16 protein-coding genes are annotated in these 17,543 nt (G+C 60.4%); 8 read left to right on the top strand and 8 right to left on the bottom strand.

Annotation, left to right across the window (positions count from 1 at the left end; genetic code table 11):
- Positions 1-26: 26 nt before the first annotated feature.
- Positions 27-584, bottom strand: coding sequence for a helix-turn-helix domain-containing protein (locus tag PQR40_RS07075; protein WP_408338300.1), 558 nt, complete (start codon positions 582-584; stop codon positions 27-29).
- A 77-nt stretch (positions 585-661) separates the two neighbouring features.
- Between PQR40_RS07075 and PQR40_RS07080 the strand changes: the two genes are divergently transcribed.
- From PQR40_RS07080 to PQR40_RS07095, 4 genes are all read left to right on the top strand, one after another.
- Complete coding sequence (locus PQR40_RS07080; protein WP_408236511.1) at positions 662-988, top strand: ArsR/SmtB family transcription factor; 327 nt, start codon at positions 662-664, stop codon at positions 986-988.
- Positions 985-1,407, top strand: coding sequence for an arsenate reductase (glutaredoxin) (arsC, locus tag PQR40_RS07085; RefSeq protein ID WP_408236514.1), 423 nt, complete (start codon positions 985-987; stop codon positions 1,405-1,407). Before PQR40_RS07080 ends, arsC begins: the two co-directional genes overlap by 4 nt.
- A complete protein-coding gene (gene arsH / locus PQR40_RS07090) occupies positions 1,407-2,177 on the top strand; it encodes an arsenical resistance protein ArsH (RefSeq protein WP_408236517.1) in 771 nt (256 codons plus the stop codon). The genes arsC and arsH overlap by 1 nt, the downstream gene beginning before the upstream one ends.
- Before the next feature lie 93 nt (positions 2,178-2,270).
- Positions 2,271-2,576 (top strand): panthothenate synthetase, encoded by a 306-nt coding sequence (locus tag PQR40_RS07095; RefSeq protein WP_408236520.1) that lies wholly within the window; start codon positions 2,271-2,273, stop codon positions 2,574-2,576.
- Between the two features lie 96 nt (positions 2,577-2,672).
- Here the strand turns inward: PQR40_RS07095 and PQR40_RS07100 are convergent, their stop codons facing one another.
- From PQR40_RS07100 to PQR40_RS07120, 5 genes are all read right to left on the bottom strand, one after another.
- On the bottom strand, positions 2,673-3,536 hold the full coding sequence (locus tag PQR40_RS07100) for a GNAT family N-acetyltransferase (RefSeq protein WP_408483989.1): 864 nt from the start codon (positions 3,534-3,536) through the stop codon (positions 2,673-2,675).
- Entirely contained in the window at positions 3,536-4,777 is a 1,242-nt protein-coding gene (locus PQR40_RS07105) for a Zn-dependent hydrolase (protein ID WP_408508676.1), read from the bottom strand. The genes PQR40_RS07100 and PQR40_RS07105 overlap by 1 nt, the downstream gene beginning before the upstream one ends.
- A 151-nt stretch (positions 4,778-4,928) precedes the next feature.
- Positions 4,929-5,921, bottom strand: a complete 993-nt coding sequence (locus PQR40_RS07110) for a helix-turn-helix domain-containing protein (protein ID WP_408236526.1) — start codon at positions 5,919-5,921, stop codon at positions 4,929-4,931.
- Between the two features lie 216 nt (positions 5,922-6,137).
- Positions 6,138-7,724: an alpha/beta hydrolase family protein gene (locus tag PQR40_RS07115; RefSeq protein WP_408390306.1), complete on the bottom strand. Its 1,587-nt coding sequence runs from the start codon at positions 7,722-7,724 to the stop codon at positions 6,138-6,140.
- Between the two features lie 202 nt (positions 7,725-7,926).
- Positions 7,927-8,634 carry a dienelactone hydrolase family protein gene (locus PQR40_RS07120; RefSeq protein ID WP_408236532.1) on the bottom strand — a complete coding sequence of 236 codons (708 nt, stop codon included), beginning with the start codon at positions 8,632-8,634 and terminating at the stop codon, positions 7,927-7,929.
- Positions 8,635-8,773: 139 nt separating this feature from the next.
- On the opposite strand from PQR40_RS07120, the gene PQR40_RS07125 reads away from it, so the two are divergent.
- The 4 genes from PQR40_RS07125 (at position 8,774) to PQR40_RS07140 (ending at position 13,264) form a co-directional block, all read left to right on the top strand.
- Positions 8,774-9,763, top strand: a complete 990-nt coding sequence (locus tag PQR40_RS07125; protein WP_408508677.1) for a transporter substrate-binding domain-containing protein — start codon at positions 8,774-8,776, stop codon at positions 9,761-9,763.
- A 138-nt stretch (positions 9,764-9,901) separates the two neighbouring features.
- On the top strand, positions 9,902-10,300 hold the full coding sequence (locus PQR40_RS07130; RefSeq protein ID WP_408508678.1) for a hypothetical protein: 399 nt from the start codon (positions 9,902-9,904) through the stop codon (positions 10,298-10,300).
- A gap of 61 nt (positions 10,301-10,361) precedes the next feature.
- Complete coding sequence (locus PQR40_RS07135) at positions 10,362-12,539, top strand: ATP-binding protein (protein ID WP_408508679.1); 2,178 nt, start codon at positions 10,362-10,364, stop codon at positions 12,537-12,539.
- Between the two features lie 92 nt (positions 12,540-12,631).
- Positions 12,632-13,264 carry a response regulator gene (locus PQR40_RS07140; protein ID WP_408236752.1) on the top strand — a complete coding sequence of 211 codons (633 nt, stop codon included), beginning with the start codon at positions 12,632-12,634 and terminating at the stop codon, positions 13,262-13,264.
- A gap of 576 nt (positions 13,265-13,840) precedes the next feature.
- Here PQR40_RS07140 and PQR40_RS07145 read toward each other — a convergent pair.
- Together PQR40_RS07145 and PQR40_RS07150 are read right to left on the bottom strand one after the other, a co-directional pair.
- Positions 13,841-15,415: an amidase gene (locus tag PQR40_RS07145; protein WP_408338315.1), complete on the bottom strand. Its 1,575-nt coding sequence runs from the start codon at positions 15,413-15,415 to the stop codon at positions 13,841-13,843.
- Positions 15,416-15,540: 125 nt separating this feature from the next.
- On the bottom strand, positions 15,541-17,457 hold the full coding sequence (locus PQR40_RS07150; RefSeq protein WP_408390309.1) for an SMP-30/gluconolactonase/LRE family protein: 1,917 nt from the start codon (positions 17,455-17,457) through the stop codon (positions 15,541-15,543).
- Positions 17,458-17,543 lie beyond the last annotated feature (86 nt).

Here is a 17,543-nt window from a genome sequence, read left to right on the forward strand (position 1 = left end):
CAAAGACCGGTTCGGCGATGAACCGGCTAGAGCGTTTCGACGAGGCGCACTGCTGTGCCGTCGGAAAGCGTCATGCGGGTCCAGCGGCAACGGCTATCGTGGATCGGCACATGCGACGAATGATTGACACCGCTGCCGAACTCCAGCGGCAAAGGCGCGAGGACGCTGCGCCAGCCCAGGTCGTCGAGCAAGTGCTCTTTCGCCATGATCTCTGGCGTCGCGTAACGCCAGAGTGAGCGTCCAAGAAGGGCGGCGACAGGAACACCAAATTGAGCGGCACGCGACGACGAGCACGCCAGCAGGCGATGCGTGAAATCGCAGACCAGGTGAACTTCTCGCGGGCTTTCAGTGACGAGCCGATCGAGCGCACGATCGGCGGCCGATTCGAGGCGCGCCGCCAGCAGCCGCTCCACCTTGACTCGCTCCGCGGGCTCCATCTCCTGAAGGCCTGCTTCCCATCGCGAGACGGTCGATTGGGCAACACTGAAAATCTCGGCCGCATGCGTTTGCTTCACGCGATGCAGTAAGCGCCAGCGCTTCAGCGCGATTCCGAGGGCGAGAGGAGTTGGAGTGAGGCGGCTCATACCTATGGATTGTACTAGCTCGGCACATCATTTCAACAATGCTTGAAATATTCAAACGATCGGCGTATCGTTTGGCTATGGACTCGAACCTCGTTGTACGCGCCCTTGGCGCACTCGCTCATGAATCGCGGCTGGCGATCTTCCGTTTGCTGGTCATTGCCGGGCCCGACGGCTTGGCCGCCGGCGAAATCGCGCAGCAGCTTGGGCTTTCTCCTTCAAGCCTCTCGTTCCACCTCAAGGACCTGTCGCATGCCGAACTGGTGAAACCGCGGCAGGACGGGCGCTTCATCATCTATTCGGCGAATTTCGACGCAATGACGGGTCTGATCGCCTTCCTGACCGAAAACTGCTGCGCCGGCGCAACATGCGCCGCCAGCGACCTCCCGGGCTGCTGCGAAGAATGAACGTCACCATCTATCACAACCCGGATTGCGGCACCTCGCGCAACACGCTGGCAATGATCCGCAATGCCGGTATCGAGCCTGACGTCATCGAGTATCTGAAGAATCCGCCTGATCGAGCCACGCTGAAGAGTCTGATCGAATGCGCGGGCCTCACCGTGCGCGCCATACTGCGCGAGAAGGGCACGCCGTATGCCGAACTCGCCCTCGCGGAAACCTCCTTGAGCGACGAGCAACTGCTCAATGCAATGCTGGCGCATCCGGTCCTCATCAATCGCCCGATTGTGGTCACCCCGCTCGGCGTGCGTTTATGCAGACCCTCCGAGGTCGTGCTCGATATCCTGCCCGCGGCGCAACAAGGGGCGTTTATAAAAGAGGACGGCGAGCATGTGACCGACAGCGCCGGACGGAGGATTCGTTGATGCCCGGAAATCTGCCCAACGTCAGCAGCCCACATTTCCACACGCCGGATCTGCAAAAACTCGAAGCCCACACGGTTTCCCAGCATGCTCCGCGCATTCTGCTGCTGTACGGGTCGCTGCGCCCCACATCGTTCAGCAAGCTGCTCACACTCGAAGCCGAACGCATCCTGCGTCAGTTCGGCGCTGAAACACGGGTCTTCGATCCACACGACTTGCCGATCACGGACAGCGTAGCGGCCGATCATCCGAAGGTCGTCGAGCTGCGCAAACTGTCGGAGTGGTCGGAGGGACAGGTTTGGTGCAGCCCGGAGCGTCACGGCACGCTCACGGCCGTGTTCAAGAATCAGATCGACTGGCTGCCGCTCGAAAGCGGAGGCGTGCGCCCCACGCAAGGACGCACGCTCGCGGTGATGCAGGTATGCGGCGGCTCACAATCGTTCAACGCAGTCAACGCGCTACGTGTGCTGGGCCGATGGATGCGGATGGTGACGATCCCAAATCAGTCGTCGGTGGCGAAGGCATATCAGGAATTCGACGCCGGCGGCCGGATGAAACCCTCCGCCTACTACGATCGCCTCGTCGACGTGATGGAGGAACTGTACAAGTTCACATTGCTGGTGCGCGACCGTTCGGACTACCTGACCGATCGCTACAGCGAACGCAAGGAAGCGCATCCGGAACTGGCGACTACGTTGGCGGCCAACGCGATGGATCATGCGGCGGCGAGCACCAATGCCGACACCGACACCGACGATAGCGAAACGGAATAACGGCGGCGGCCTCGCCCGTGCTAACCCTGACGCTCGCAGCGCATAAAGCACCTATCCTTAAGATGCCCTTTGGGCATCAACCAGGAGGATGACATGCGCATGCTTCTCAACGTACGGATACCTCACGAACCGTTCAACACGCTGGTGCGCGAAGGCACTGCCGGCGAAGTAATGGGGAAAATACTTGAAGAAATGAAACCGGAGGCCGCCTACTTCACCGAGCAGAACGGCACACGCGGTGCAGTGCTGGTGGTAAACCTCGATGATCCATCGGGAATTCCCGCGCTGGCGGAACCGTGGTTTCTGAAATTCAACGCCGACGTCGAACTGCGCGTCGCCATGGTGCCGGAAGATCTCATGAAGGCCGGGCTGGAGAAGCTCGGAGCAAAATGGAAGTAGCGCATACGCGCGTATCAAACGATGTGCTTGCCGCCTGCGGTTCATAAGACGCGCCGCAGACGGCAACCCACGCAAAGGAGCAAACCTGCGCTCCGCTCATCCGAGCTCGAATGACGTCACGCCAAACACACGTTTGATCTGGATAGTTGGCGGTTCCTGCGTGTACATCCGCGCGGTTTCAAAGACGCTCGTCATGCCATGCCGCTCGGCCAGCGCAACGGCAGCGGGGTTAGTCTCCGGCACATCGAGGACGAGGACCTCGCCCGGCACGCGCGCCGCCAACGCATCGAACAGATCGCCCGCAATCTCATCACTATCGGCGAAGAGCGGTCCAATCTTGCATCCCGTTCTGCAACGGCGCAGCACGCCGTAGCCTGCAACCTGACCGTCGCGAACTGCGACCTGCGCGATGGCGCCGGGTTGTCGGAGCCACGCCGCGAGAAACCGCTCACGCGCGGCGGGAAAGCACTGGCGATCGTAGTCAAACAGCGGTTCGAACGGCAACGCCGACGCACTCAAAATGGTCGACCGTGTCGCGTCCTGGGCGATGGCTTGAACGACACCCTGAAAACGAATGTTGCGATACGCAAGCCGAAAGCCGGACTTTCTGTAATTCGCCTGTTGAGCGACGACACCATCCAATCCGACATTGCGGTGACGCAGATAGTCCATGCCGTGCTGCCAGACGCGCATCCCGAAGCCTCTACCACGAAACGCCGGCTTCACGATATACAGACCGATAAAGCCAAAGTGTTCGCCGTAGGCGACTGCGGATATGCACGCAACCGGTTCGCCGCGCCACTCGCCGATAAAAAACCCGCCAGGATCCCCGGCACGAAAGGATTCGGCATCGTGCAGGCCGGGGTTCCATCCTTCCACCGCAGCCCATTCGACCGACAATGCTACGTCGTCGGCCGCCATGTTGCGCACGATAAAATCACCATGCTCGTCCGGGTGCATCACGATTGCCTCGCCCACTGCTCCTGAAGAATAGCGGCCGCCGCCGTGGCCGCCACCTGGCAGCCGAGGACGATATGTTCCTCAGCCGTATCTTCGATAAAGTCGTGGCTCACGCCGCCAATGCTCGGCACAAACATCATGCAGGCCGGCATGCAACGCGCGATCACCTGCGCATCGTGCGCGGCCCCGCTCGGCATGCGCAGCCATTGCCCCGGCGCGACGGCATCGGCGGCACTCGCGAGATGCGCCGCGAGCGCCGCGTCCATCGTCACAGGCTCCATAGGCTCATCAACGCTCGTCAGTTCCACATTCAGAGGACCTTGCGCATTGAAGTCCCGCACGAGCGCCACAAGCGTCTCTTCCATCGCCTGCAGGCGCGCGGTGTTCGCGTCGCGGAATTGCAGGTACATGTCGGCCCCCCCCGGCACGACGCTAAGCGAGCCCGGGTCGAGGTCAATGCGTCCCACGGTCCATACGGTATCGGCATCCGCGAGTTGCGCGAATGCGTCGTTCATCTGCGGGATAAAGGCGACCAGCGCCGCGCCGGCATCGCGCCGGATCGACATGGGCGTGGTGCCGGCATGATTGCGTTGCCCCGTGAAACGCAACCGCAGTTCGCGAAGCCCGACGATCGTGGTGACCACGCCGATGGATTTCCCAGCGGCTTCGAGCCGTCCGCCCTGCTCGATATGCGGCTCAAGGTAAGCAACGTGCCGGCCTTGCTCGAAGCGGGCGCGCGGCAGACCGGCAAGACCGGCGGCTTCGAGCACGTCCTGAAGGTGCTGGCCTTCCCGATTCGCTGCACGCCGGATCGACTCCTCAACGGGCTCGCCAACGAAACTGCGGCTACCGAGCAAGCCGGAAAAGGTCCCCTCTTCGTCGATCCATGACGCCACGTCGACCGCGAGATGACTCGTCGTGTCGTTTTCAGCCAGCGCGCGAGCGATCTCCAATCCATAGATGACGCCCATCGCGCCGTCCAGCCAGCCGCCAGTGGGCTGCGTGTCGGTATGAGAGCCGATCACGAGCGCGGGCCCACTTTTGCGCGAGCGGCCGAATACAGTCCCCACACCATCGATGACGGCATCGAGACCCGCCTCCGCCATGCGCCCAGCGAGCCAACGGCGCGACTCAAGGTCCACTGGCGAAAGCGCGAGGCGTACAACGCCGGGGCCTGTGGCGCCGAAGTTGCGCAGGCGCTTGAGATCGGTCAGTAACCGGTCCGGATCGATCTTCACCACGGTTTGATCTCCTTCGATCGTTCAGATTCACACATGTCGTCCGGGCTGCTATCCAGCGTATATTCACCGGACCCGCGGCCCTATGTTTCGGACCTTCACCATCAGCCTTCGTTGGCAGTCTTCGTTCTTATCGCATCTATCGATAGCGTGTTTATCGTGCAAGCGCCCGGAAATCGCTCGGCGACATGTCATACGCACGGCGAAACGCGCGATTGAAGTCCGACGCGCTATTGAAGCCTACGCCATAAGCAATCTCGACGATCGCTTTCCCCGGGTATCGGTGTAATTCATCGGCGGCCTCGCGCAGCCGGCGATTGCGAATATAGGCGGCCAATCCACCTTCGGGTTCGAAGAGACGATACAGCGTGGGCCGTGAAAGTTGCGATGCAGCGAGCACGCTCTCCAGCGTGAGATCCATCTGCCCCAGATTGGCTTCGATGTAGCGGCGCGCCGTCGAGAACATAGCGGTGCGAGCAGCCGCGCGTGCATTGCCGGTTAGACGCGCCTCCTTCCCGAACGCCGCCGCAATCAACAACGCACAGGTGTACATCGCGCTATGCGCTTCCTGCGCATTCATCTTGTGCAGGTTCTGGCCAAGATTGGCGAGATGGCCTGGAATCATCTGCGCGAGCGGCGAGTGGTATTCGATCATGCTGCCATGAATCGATTCAGCTTCCGGCAAGACGGATTCCACCAGCGAACGCGGCAGGAAAAGCGCCTGCACTCGGCACGCACTGCGCGTCATATGCATCGGCTGGTTCATATCCAGCGCGAGAATGCCCGGCCTCGTTTGCAACGCCTTGCGCTTCGGATACAGACCTGCTCCGGTCTCGATGCTGCCTTCCACGACCACATGAAAGACAAACTGGCGGACCGAATCGGTGGAAATACGCGCGACGGATCGCGCCTGCGATACCGGATCCGTGCGGCAATCCATGAACGTCAGATCGGCGGCCGTGTAACTGTCGATCGCGCCGCTGAAGCCATCGGCCAGTTGCCGGCGCGAAATCGGCACATCGAGAAAGTGGCCCAGGCGGTCCCGCCACGCAGGCAACTGCGCGCGTGGCGCTTCGTGGTGCGTATCAAAGTGGGTGTAAATGCAAGCCGCAGGAGCCGCGTCCCGGGCCTCGGAATCGGTCGTCAAGGCTTTCCCCCGCCAGTTCTGTTGTCAGCGCATGATAGCCGCAGGCGGGGGAAATTTTCGCAAATGTCGCTAATTTGCGACCGATCCGGACTTCATGCGAAACGGCAGAAACAGCTATTTTTCCGATCGCCAGTGACTCGCCGCGAGGCGATCTGCAAGGGCGTCCGCCAGCATTGATGCCCGTGCTGCGACAGACGCCCAAATCCGCGGCAACGCTCAGAAATTTGTGAAGAAGGCCCGCGCAGCAACCATGCAGAACGACGCGACCAGTTCACCGTGATAGGCCTGAAGCACCGCTGAGGCGCCGCCGTCGGTTGCGCCGCCCGCAACGGCCTGATTCGCAAGCGTCGCTTTCGCACTGGCGAAACCCTGTTTGATGGGCGCGTACGGATCATTGGGCCCGGCAATCGGAGAATCCACGTCCAGCACGGACGTGAGCCCTGCCGGCACTTTGGCGTTCTGCCAGTAGGCCTGCTCGATACGTGCGTTGAAGAAAAACACGGTGGGATCCGAGCCGCCGCCGCACAGCAGCACCGGCGCTCGCGGCACCCAGTTGCGCAAGTCATTGCGCTTGAACGCCTGGCGCAACGGATGCATAGGATTTGCCGCGGGCGTCAACGCAACCGTCGTGTTGGGAAACGCGCCATCGGGATTGGCCTCGGCGTCTTCCAGAAGACTCAGCCGATACGCGTTGCGCACGAGATTGGCTTTGCCGAATCCGGCAGCGAACAAAGGCGTTAGCGAGGGCGGGGTGAGGGGTGGCGACGTCGGCGGCGTCATCGACGCATATTGCGGTGCGGGAGGAACGCTGCTGAAGAGTTGCGCCGAGGGCAGTTTCCCCTGAGCGAACAACGTATTGAGAGGCTGCAGGCTTGGCAGCAGATTCTCAATGCCAGGGGCGTAGGCCGCTTCATAGAAGTCGCCAGGTTTGCGATAGATGTTCTCGTAGGCATGCTGATATCCCGTCACGATCAAAGTCGTGAACAGTGTCGAACCCAGGTTGACCTCGCCTTCGACGAGCGCGTCCGCGGTGGCGGCGAGCGCATACGGACCCGATCCCGGCGCGGATGCCGTGACTTTGACGCCAGCCGCCTGCAACGCACGATGCGTCGCCAATGCCACGAAGCCGCCTTGCGAATAGCCGGTGACAAAGAGCTTGCCGTTCTCGCGCGCCCCGCTTCCTGGTTTCGCTTCACTCAGTGCAACCCGCGCCGCCCGAAGCGAGTCGATCACATCGGCGGATTGCTGGTCGGCGTTCAGGTAGGGGTGGTACGTGAGATCGGAGCCGGCGTAGCCCGCGTAGTTAGTCGCCACCACGATATAGCCCTGCGCCGCGTACATGGCGGCAACGCTGATCCCTTCCCCGGCGCCGTCACCGTTGCCTGGATCCGTTTGCGTGATATCGGCGATGTTGTAGTTGCGATACGCGGTCGTGCCGTGCGCGTAGAGCATCAGCGGACGCGGCCCGCTACATGCCGCCGACCGGCCGGCCGGCATCATCAGCGCGCCGCTGGCGGTGGTGGGCTCGCCCGCGCCGCCGATGGTCCGGTAGCGGAAAGTCACCATTTCCACGCCGCAAGCAGGCGTGCCGGCGATCTGCGCGAGTTGCTGGCCGGATGCGTTCGACGCAAGCAATTTTGAAAACGCCGCGGCGCTGAGCCGTAGCGTGACGCGATGATCGAGTAGCCGGCCGCGGGCATTGCACTCCTCATCGCAACTGGAGCCGGCTTGCACACAAGCACTGACGCCCAACGTGAAACAGGTCAGCAGCACGAGGGTCGTGTTTCGCATCGCAACAGGCATGTGAGGCTCCGTCTTGTTGGTATTACGGCGATTGGGCTGCCTTACAGAGTGAGACGAGTATAGGTAAACAGAGTGGCGCACCGCCAGCCTCCAGTGCGCACCAGCGGCGCCGACGCCCTATCGCTCAGCGATACGGTGCCGGCCGGCGGCCAGGCTCGCGGACGCTGGCGTCCACCTTGCAATGTGGGTTTGAGCTTGCCTGTTACTTCCAGAGCGTGCGGCCGAAGAACGTTAGCGTGCGGTCCCAGGCCTGCTGCGACCAGACCGGATCGAACTGGGTCTTCGCGATACGGCCCGGCCCGACGGCGGTTTCGTTCGCGAACGCATGATGCGCGAGATAGCGATGAAACTCGACATCGACATCGGCCGCGGAGAGCTTGGCTTCCAGTGCGTCGACCGTTCCAACCGGGAAGAATTCGTCTTGCGTAGCCCAGTGACCGAGAACCGGAACCTTGATTTTCGAGGCATCGATATACTCGAGCGGAGGAAAGCCGTACCACACCACGCCGGCCGACACTTCAGGGATATTGCATAGCGCAAGCAAAGTAAGCGCGCCACCCATGCAATAGCCGGTCACGCCAACGTTCGCCGAATGCTGCTTCAGGTACTGAACGGCACCCCGAACGTCCTGGGCGGCGGCGTCGCCAAAGTCGAGCCCGCTCATCAGGTGGTGGGCCTCTTCTTCCTCAACCGTCGATTTGCCGCGGTAGAGATCGGGCACCAGCGCCAGATAGCCGGCCTGCGCGAGCCGGTCCGCCACGCCGCGAATCTGGTCGTTCAAACCCCACCACTCCTGAATCACCACGATGGCGGGCGCGCCCTCCGGCTTCTCTGGCCTGGCGAGATAACCCTGAACTTCCTTGCCGTCAGGGCGGTTAAACGTGATCATCGATCCTGTGGTCCGTTTCATCAGTTGCTCCTCGAGGTAGACGAAGCCGCTAGCATAGCGCCAGTGTGTGGCAGTCTCCACGCGGCAACTATTGAAGTTGGCCAAAGCAATCACTCGAACTCATACTGCGCTTACTCGTCGTTTCCGGTTCAAGCCACTCATGTTCGCCCTCAATCACATTGATGGAATCCGCCGATCCAGATCACGTGGCGGTATCAAACTGTCTGCAGCGCTCTCCCTCATTGCCGTCGCGTTGTTGAGCCCGGCCTTCGGCAGCGCCACCGCACCCGATACATCGGCTGTGGCGGCGCACGCCGCCCCCACTCACGTGCGGATTCTTCGCATCTCCGGAGACGTTGTGCGAGAGGGCCGGTGGGCCTTTCTCATCACCGCGCTGAACCACACGGTACCGACCTACGGCCCGTACGTCATAGACGACTATTTTTCGCCGATGTCGGCTCAGCGCGAGGCCGACGAGGTGATCTCGGGCCGCGTGATCAACGTCGTGGCGAGCGAGCCCGGACACCCGGAACTCGACGCAGCGGCGATTCCGGTGCCGATTCCCATCGACCGTGGCCTGCTGGGCTATCGGGTGGCGCTCATCAATCAGGGCGAGCAGGCAAAGCTCAACGCGATCCACGACCTCCAGGGTCTTCGCACGCTCAGCATCGGTCAGGGTCAGGACTGGGGCGACGTGCCCGTATATCGCCTCGCCGGCGTTCCACTCGTCACCGCAAGCCGCTACGAGCTGCTTTTTATGATGCTGGCCGACCACCGCTTCGACATTTTCCCGCGCGGCGTGGTGGAGATCACGCATGAATTGAAGGCTTTTCAGGCCAGCTACCCAAATATGAGAATCGATTCTCATCTGCTGATCCGATACCCGTATGCCCAGTTCTTCTACGTCAGCAAAACCGAGCCGCTGCTGGCGAGACGGATCAGAGACGGCCTCGAGGCCATGCTGAAGGACGGGAGCTTTGAGGCGCTGTTCCGTGAACACTTCGCGCAAGGAATCGCCGATCTGCACCTCGAACGCCGTGTGCTGATCGAATTGAAGAATCCCTCTCTCCCGCCATGGGTGCCATTGGATCGCAAAGAACTCTGGCTCGATCCATTCGACGGGAAAAAGCGGGAGGCAAGCGGGAATTGATTCGGAAGACTATAGAAGCTAAGGATTTCCTGACCAGAAAATCAGGGAACCAGCAGCCCACAGTCCGGACTGTCTGACGGCGGCGCCTGGGCAGGGCGTTTAAAGTGGTTCATCACACACCGTCGCCGGACCACCGTCATGACCGACTACTTTTTGCCGTGCAAAGAAACAGTCAAACGCATCGACGAGCTGTGCACAGGTCTATTTGAGCTTTGGTGTGAAGAAAGAAAACGGGTACCGCTTGCCTATCTTTTGCACTGCTGGCCGCTCACCGGTCACGATCTGCCTGCGATCAAGCGTCTGGCCGACGCCATGTCGGATTTGTGTCAGTTTCAGGCGGGGAAAATCACTAAGCGTGAGTGGAGCATGATGCGCGAATTAATCGGCAGTGCCCGCGAAATTGTTGGAGAGCCTGTGCCACGTGGCGCGGCTACCGCGAATGGCGTTGGCATCACGTGGATGCGAGCACGGCTCGCAAACGCAGCGGATCAGGTGTCGGCGGTTGCAGTAGCAGATATCCTCGCCGGCCCCTTATAGACCGCAATTCCGCCGCGAGTGCAGAATACAGATATAAAAATCACTGCACTCGCGGGGAAATATGGCGGTGAATAGCTTTGGCTCACTCTTTGCCACGCCCGGCCGATTCAGGCACAGCGTGGTTTTCCGGCTATTGGCTACCGTGCTGCTGTTCAGTTGCGCGGTCACGCTATTGCTGAGCGCACTACAACTCTATCGCGACTATAGCCGCGGCGTCGAACTGATTGAAACCCGTCTATCAGACATCGACAGAAGCAATCGCGACAGCCTTGGCGAGGGTTTGTGGCAGCTCAATCGCACTGAACTTCAACTTCAACTGAACGGCATCTTGCGACTTGCCGACATGTGCGCCGCCGAGGTTCGCGAGACCGGTTCGAGCGGCACGCCGATGGTGGTGACAGCTGGCCAGCGCATGACGGGCGCCGTGATATCCCGCGAATTCCCGATCTTTTATTCTATCCACGGGACTCAGCAGAAGATCGGCAGCCTCTATGTACAAGCGACGCTTGCGAACCTCTATCATGCACTGACGCAAACCGCGCTGGTCATTCTGGTCAGTCAGGCCACCTATACGTTCATCGTTGCGCTGTTCACCATCTACATCTTCTCGCGCCTCGTTACGCGGCATCTCGCCACGATTGCCCGCCTGGTCGGCGAATACGATTTCCGTGCGGCGCCGAAGCCGTTCGTCCTGCCGCGCCGCCGGCCGAGCCGGCCGGACGAACTCGATCGCGTGGTCACCGCGTTCAACAGCATGGGCGCGCGGCTGCACGACGCTTATCTCGCCGAGCGCGATGCCACCGCGCAGCGGGAAGCGCGACATCTGGCCGAAGCCGCCAACCGGGCCAAGAGCGAGTTCCTCGCGAACATGAGCCATGAACTGCGTACGCCGCTGAACGGTATCCTCGGTTATGCGCAGATTTTGCTGCGCGACAGCAACCAGAGCGAGCGTCAACGCAACGCGGTCGAAGTTATCCACCGTAGCGGCGAGCATCTGCTGACGCTGATCGACGATACGCTCGATTTCGCGCGTATCGAAGCCGGCAAGCTGCGCATTGAGATGAGCGACGTATCCCTGCCGGGCGTCCTCGATACGATCCGCGACATCATCGGCGTGAAGGCGGAGCAGAAGCGTCTGCGATTCCTGTGCGAGTCAGCCGCCGACCTGGGCTGCGCGGTGCGGGCAGATGAGCGCCGCTTACGGCAGGTACTGCTTAATTTGCTGGCGAATGCGGTCAGATTCACGGACGCAGGATGGGTCAGTCTGCAAGTCACCCGAACACCTGCGGGCGCGGTGCGCTTCTGCGTACGCGATTCGGGTATCGGCATCCCCGCCGACAGGCTCAGCGCGATATTCGAGCCTTTTGAGCAAGCCGGTAGCCCCGAACGGCGCGCCGGCGGCGCAGGGCTCGGTCTCGCGATCAGCCAGCAGTTCGTACGTGCAATGGATGGCGAAATCCGCGTAGAAAGCGAGGTGGCGCACGGAAGCGCTTTCTGGTTCGATCTCGCGCCGGCCGTTGTCGACGCGTCCGCAGCACGCGCCGACCTGTCCACCCCTGCCGCGCGGCGCGTAACCGGCTATACCGGCCCGCGCCGCAAAGTGCTGATGATCGACGACGAACCCGTCAATCGGGCCGTGGCAATCGAATTTCTGGAACAACTGGGCTTCGACGCTGTGGAGGCCGCCAGTGGACATGAAGGACTCGCGAAGGCGCGCAGCGAGGCGCCGTCGCTCATCATGACCGACATCCTGATGCCGGAAATGGACGGACTCGAGACGACGCGCAGATTGCGTCGATTACCGGGACTGGGCGATATTCCGATCATCGTCGTGTCGGCGAATCCTTCCTGGAGCGACGAGAAGCGAAGCACCGACGCAGGCGCAAACGCTTTCCTTTCCAAACCGATCGACTTCGACCGGTTGCAAACCCATCTGGCGGACTTACTGGCGCTGGAGTGGACTTACTCGCCGGTGACCCGCCCGCCGCAATCTGAAACATCGCGAACGCCCTCTTACGTGTTGCCCGAGGTGTTACCCGATGATGAGCTCGACAACCTGCATCGTCTCGCCCGTCTGGGCGATATGCGCGCCATTGCCGAATGGGCCGACAGGATGGCGGCGCTCGACGAGCGCAATCTGGCCTTGGCAACGGAGTTGCGCGCGCTCGTGAAAGGCTATCAGTCAAAAGCTATTCTGCTGCTCGTGGAGGAACATCTCGAGAGGAAGCACCAGCGATGAATGACGATTGGCCGCACATTGAAGAACGGGAGCGCGCCCAGCGCGGGCATAATCGTCCCTATTCACGTCCCGCTCAGGACCGAGAAAAACACATGATAAAAATCCTCATTGCAGACGACCATGCGATCGTGCGAGGTGGCCTGAAGCAGATCATCGCAACCACCACCGACATGATCGTTGCCGACGAGGCGGCCGAAGGCGCCGAAGTGCTCGATAAACTACGCGCCCGGTGTCCGGACCTGTTGCTGCTCGATATGACGATGCCGGGAATTAGCGGCATCGACCTGATCCGGCGCATCAGGACGGAGTACACCAGCCTGCCGGTGCTCGTGCTGAGCATTCACAACGAGGCCCAGGTCGTCTCGCGCGCATTGCGCGCTGGTGCAACCGGCTACCTCACCAAAGATAGCGACCCGGAGATCCTGCTTACCGCGATTCGCAAGCTGGCCGAAGGCGGACGATTCATCGATCCGAAGCTGGTGGACTCGATGATCTTCGGCACGCATTCCGGTGACACCCCACCGCACGACATTCTGTCCGATCGTGAATTCCAGGTGTTGCAAGCCCTGGCTGGTGGAAAGAGCATCAACGACATCGCCGAAGCGTTCTCGCTCAGCGCGAAGACCATCAGCACACATAAAATGCGCCTCATGCAAAAACTGGGACTCAACAATAATTCGGAATTGATTCGCTACGCGATCAGACATCACATTAGTACGGAATAGAACTCAACTAAGGAAATCCCTACACGAATATCAGGATGCCCTGATGCATGAATTCGGTGACGACCGACCGACAAATTTTTTTGACGGCCTTATGCTTGGCTCATGCTTTTGGTTTATGATCACTCCCCAGCGAACTTGGCCCATTAAAAGATAAATCTGTGCCACGCTGCCATGCCAACGCATAGTTAAACTTGGTACGCGGGAAAAAATGCCCGCGCCTGGCACCATCACCCGTAAGTTTGACTGACTACCGTCTCTCAGGTTCTGGCATGCAATCCTCGGACGCCAGAGTCTTTCCGGCCGACACAATGTGTCGGCTTTTTTTTGTCAATTACTGCCAGAGACTTCCAGAAAAAACTTTCATCTAATTGATTTTTCAAGTCTTTTAATTGAAGAGAAGAATAAGATCTCCCGCAAACCTTTGCGGGATTAAACCCTGTGCCTTTATACAGGCTAGATGGCGAGTACTATCACGACCGACAGACCGAGACGGCGGAATCGGGAGAAAAAAGGTTGATTAATTTTCTCGCATAAGATACCCGAAGTCTATTTGTATGAACAATAGGCAGATGTCGATTAGGACGAAGCTGGAGGCACATCGGTACGCTTCAGAAATTGTGGCTCCCTGCGCCATTGAGTGGCCTGCTCGAACGCATAACCCAGTGCCAGCAACCGTGCTTCGCTCCAGGCGGGTCCAACAAACGACAAACCAACCGGCAAACCACGCACTTGCCCCGCCGGCACTGTCAGATGCGGATAGCCGGCCACCGCGGCTGGCGTTGAAAAGCCGCCGTTATTGCTGTCACCGTTGATGAAGTCGGTCAACCATGCGGTCCCGCCCGTCGGCGCGACGATCGCGTCCAAGTCATGCTGACGGAGCACGCGGTCCAAACCTTCGTCACGCGATTGCGTGCGGCAAGTTGCCAGCGCGCTTTTATACGCATCGCTATCGAGACCACCCAGGGCTTCAGCCTGAGTGAAGAGTTCCTGGCCGAAGTAAGGCTGTTCGCGATTGAGATGCGCGTTGTTGAAAGCGAGCAGATCGGCGAGATTGCGAACCTGTGCATGCGGCGCGAACGTGTCGAGCCACAGCGGCAGATCGTGCTTGAATTCATGCAGCAAGACGGACAACTCTTCCTTGTCGTAACTGACGCGCGGCAGATCGACCGGATCAATCACTTCGGCGCCGAGCAGCCGCAGTTGCGCGATCGCCAGTTCGATCTGCTGGTCGACTTCGTCGTGCCCTGTAAAAAACTCTCGCGCGACGCCAATCCGGGCGCCTTTCAACGCGTCCTTGTTCAGCGCGCGAACATAATCGTCCGGTGCAGGTGCTGTCGACGTTTGCGGATCACGCGCGTCCGTTCCTGCAATTGCCGAAAGCAGCAACGCCGCGTCGTGGACCGATCGGGTAATCGGACCGGGCGTGTCCTGCGTGTGTGAAATCGGAATGATGCCGTCACGGCTTACCCGTCCGACGGTCGGCTTGAGTCCTACCACCCCGCAGATCGACGCAGGTGACACAATCGATCCGTCTGTTTCGGTGCCGATCGCCATTGCCGCCAAACCCGCGGCGATCGCCGCCGCGGAGCCGGAGCTCGATCCGCTCGTATTCCTGTCCAACGCATAGGGGTTGCGCGTCAGCCCCCCGCGCGCACTCCAGCCGCTAGTCGAGCGCGTGGAACGGATGTTCGCCCATTCACTCAAATTCGTCTTTCCGATGATGACCGCACCCGCTTCACGCAGACGGCGCACGAGGTCGGCATCGCGGGTTGCGCGAACGCCGTCGAGGGCAAGCGAACCTGCCGTTGTTGCCATCCGGTCGCCGGTTGCAATGTTGTCCTTAATAACGACGGGCACGCCATGCAACGGGCCACGGCGCACGCCCTTGCTGCGCTCGCCGTCCATCGCGGCCGCGATCCGCATGGCATCGGGATTCAGTTCGATCATGCTGCTCAAGCGCGGGCCACGCCGGTCGATCGCTTCGATACGGCCCAGGTAGTGGCGCGCGGCCTGCGTGGCGCTCATATCCCCGCCCGGTATGAACGCAGAGCGTTCGACGGGTGCCGATGCCGATGAAGTGGCGCCGGCGCCTTTTGACAATAACCCGGCGGCTAACAAGCCGAATGATTCAAAGAATCTGCGTCGTCGCATGGGGAAGGTTGAATTGAGGTTTGTCGTGGGGTTCCGCGAGGCGTGACATGTTGGCCACGCGGTCCATGTATGCGCGGGTCCCCACAGGCACCGCACAGCGCCGACGCCCCCTTCAAGTCAGCCGATCACGGCGTCCAGCGATAAACAATCATACTGGACCCGTTGTAGTTGTCTTTCGTGATCACATACTCACCGGCCGATCTAAGGTATGCCCTGAGGCCATACATCGAATCCACGTCATTGCCCACATCCACCGTACCCGCACTCGAATTGATCAGCGTCGTATCGAGGTTGCCTGTCGTGAGATTGAAGGCGTCGATGTTGGGCACCGTATGCACGTAACCGACGAAAAGATAATTCCCGGCTGCCGTGATCGACTTGGGATTGGCACTGGTGAGGGTGATCACCGGATTGGGCTTCGTCGTGTTGCCCGCGCTCCAGCCGTGATACACCTCGATCCTCGATTGTATCGCCGTCCAGTCCCAGCTCCCGGCGATGCCTTGCGCGAGAATCATGGTGTCACTCTCCGGCAGATAGATGATGCGTGTCAACGGCCGGATGCTCTGCGGAATGGAGATGGCGATTCCCGGCCCCCATGTCGGCTTGCCCTCACCATCGAAACTGGTCAGCGGGTAGTGATAAATGTGGTTCGTCCTGTCCAGACCGGCCCATACGTCTCCCCGGCTATCGATGCAAAACCCGCCTGTGACCGATAGCGTCGTATTGAATGCGGTGCCCGGAATCGACGCATCCGGAATAGCGATGTAGCCGCTCGCCGGATTGAAATGGAAGAAGTAAAAGATGCCCGGATTCTGGCCCGATGCGACGAGTATCCGGTTTCCGCCGACGCTGACGAGCTGACCGAAATGCTCGTCGCGCTGGGTATCGTTCATGTTGAGGCGTGGATCGGACGGATAGCTGAACGGGTCGACGGTATTCGCAACAAACGTGCCGCCAGCAGTGCCGGTGTAAATGTTGGTGCCGCTATAGAAGTAAGTGGCGTCCGTAACCGGGTCTGGCGCTGCGACCGCCTCGAAGTTGAGGGACTGAAGCTTCCATTGCAGGACGCCGGCACTGTTATACGCGTGAATGTCGGTGCCGCCATTGCGGCCGAGGTCCCAGCCTCCGCCCCATGGGTTGTTGAGCACATACAGGGTGCCGGCTGCGTCTTTGCCGATGCCGGTAACACGCGTGAAGCGCTTGTCGCCGACCTGGCCTTTGATGCCTGTGGTGGTGTCGAGATATCCGCCCTGAATACCGAACGTGCCGACCGGGGTCGGCGCACCCGAGACGTTGTAGAGTTTGATATTCATGTCGGGACCCTGATCGCCAACCATGAGCTGTCCCGACGATGCGTCAAAGTACAGCGCGGACGGTCGCGAGGCCGCAGGCATCTGGATGGTGTTCAGCAGCGCGCCGGCCGCACTGAATTCGACGACTGTGGCCGCGCTTTGCTGCGCGACCCAGAGATTCCCCGCGCCATCCAGAGCGAGTGCACCGGGACTCGATACGCTGATGTCCTGCTGCCACGCGCCGTCAGTGGTGTAGACCCGCACGCGATTGCCAAAAAGGTCGCTCGCATAAAGGAGAGAACCGGTTGTTGCGAGTCCGGTGATGACATCGGCCCGCTTGACGGCGTTCCACGTACTCACGGGAATGAGGAGATCGCGTTTCTGAGTCGCGCGGTTGTACCGCCCTACCGCCCCGCTGCCGTACACGGTGCTGTACTGCAAGGCGGCGAAGATCGACGTGGCATTCCCCGTGATGGCCCCACCCTGAAACTCGCTGTTGATTCCGATGGATCCGATGCTCTTGCCGTTCTGGTATATCGCAACGCCGCCTTCGTTTTCATCCCATAGGGAAGCCGTGTAGATCACGCCTTCGGGCGCGACCCACATCGAGCGCGCGCCGTTGCCTACGTGCGTAGCAAGGGTGCCGAATGTATTCGCCAGCCAGTCGGTGGTGTATTGCGCCTGACACACTGACGCAATCACGGTGATCAGTACGCCAAGCAGTGCAGCACGAATTCGTTTTTTAACCATGGGTGATGCTCCCCTGACAGTTGTTCCTCGATAACATAAATCACCGTAAATCATCGAGTGAAACGTGATAAATGCAGCAAGCATAT

The organism is Paraburkholderia sediminicola (assembly GCF_046026855.1).
GTDB classification, from domain to species: Bacteria; Pseudomonadota; Gammaproteobacteria; order Burkholderiales; family Burkholderiaceae; genus Paraburkholderia; species Paraburkholderia sediminicola_A.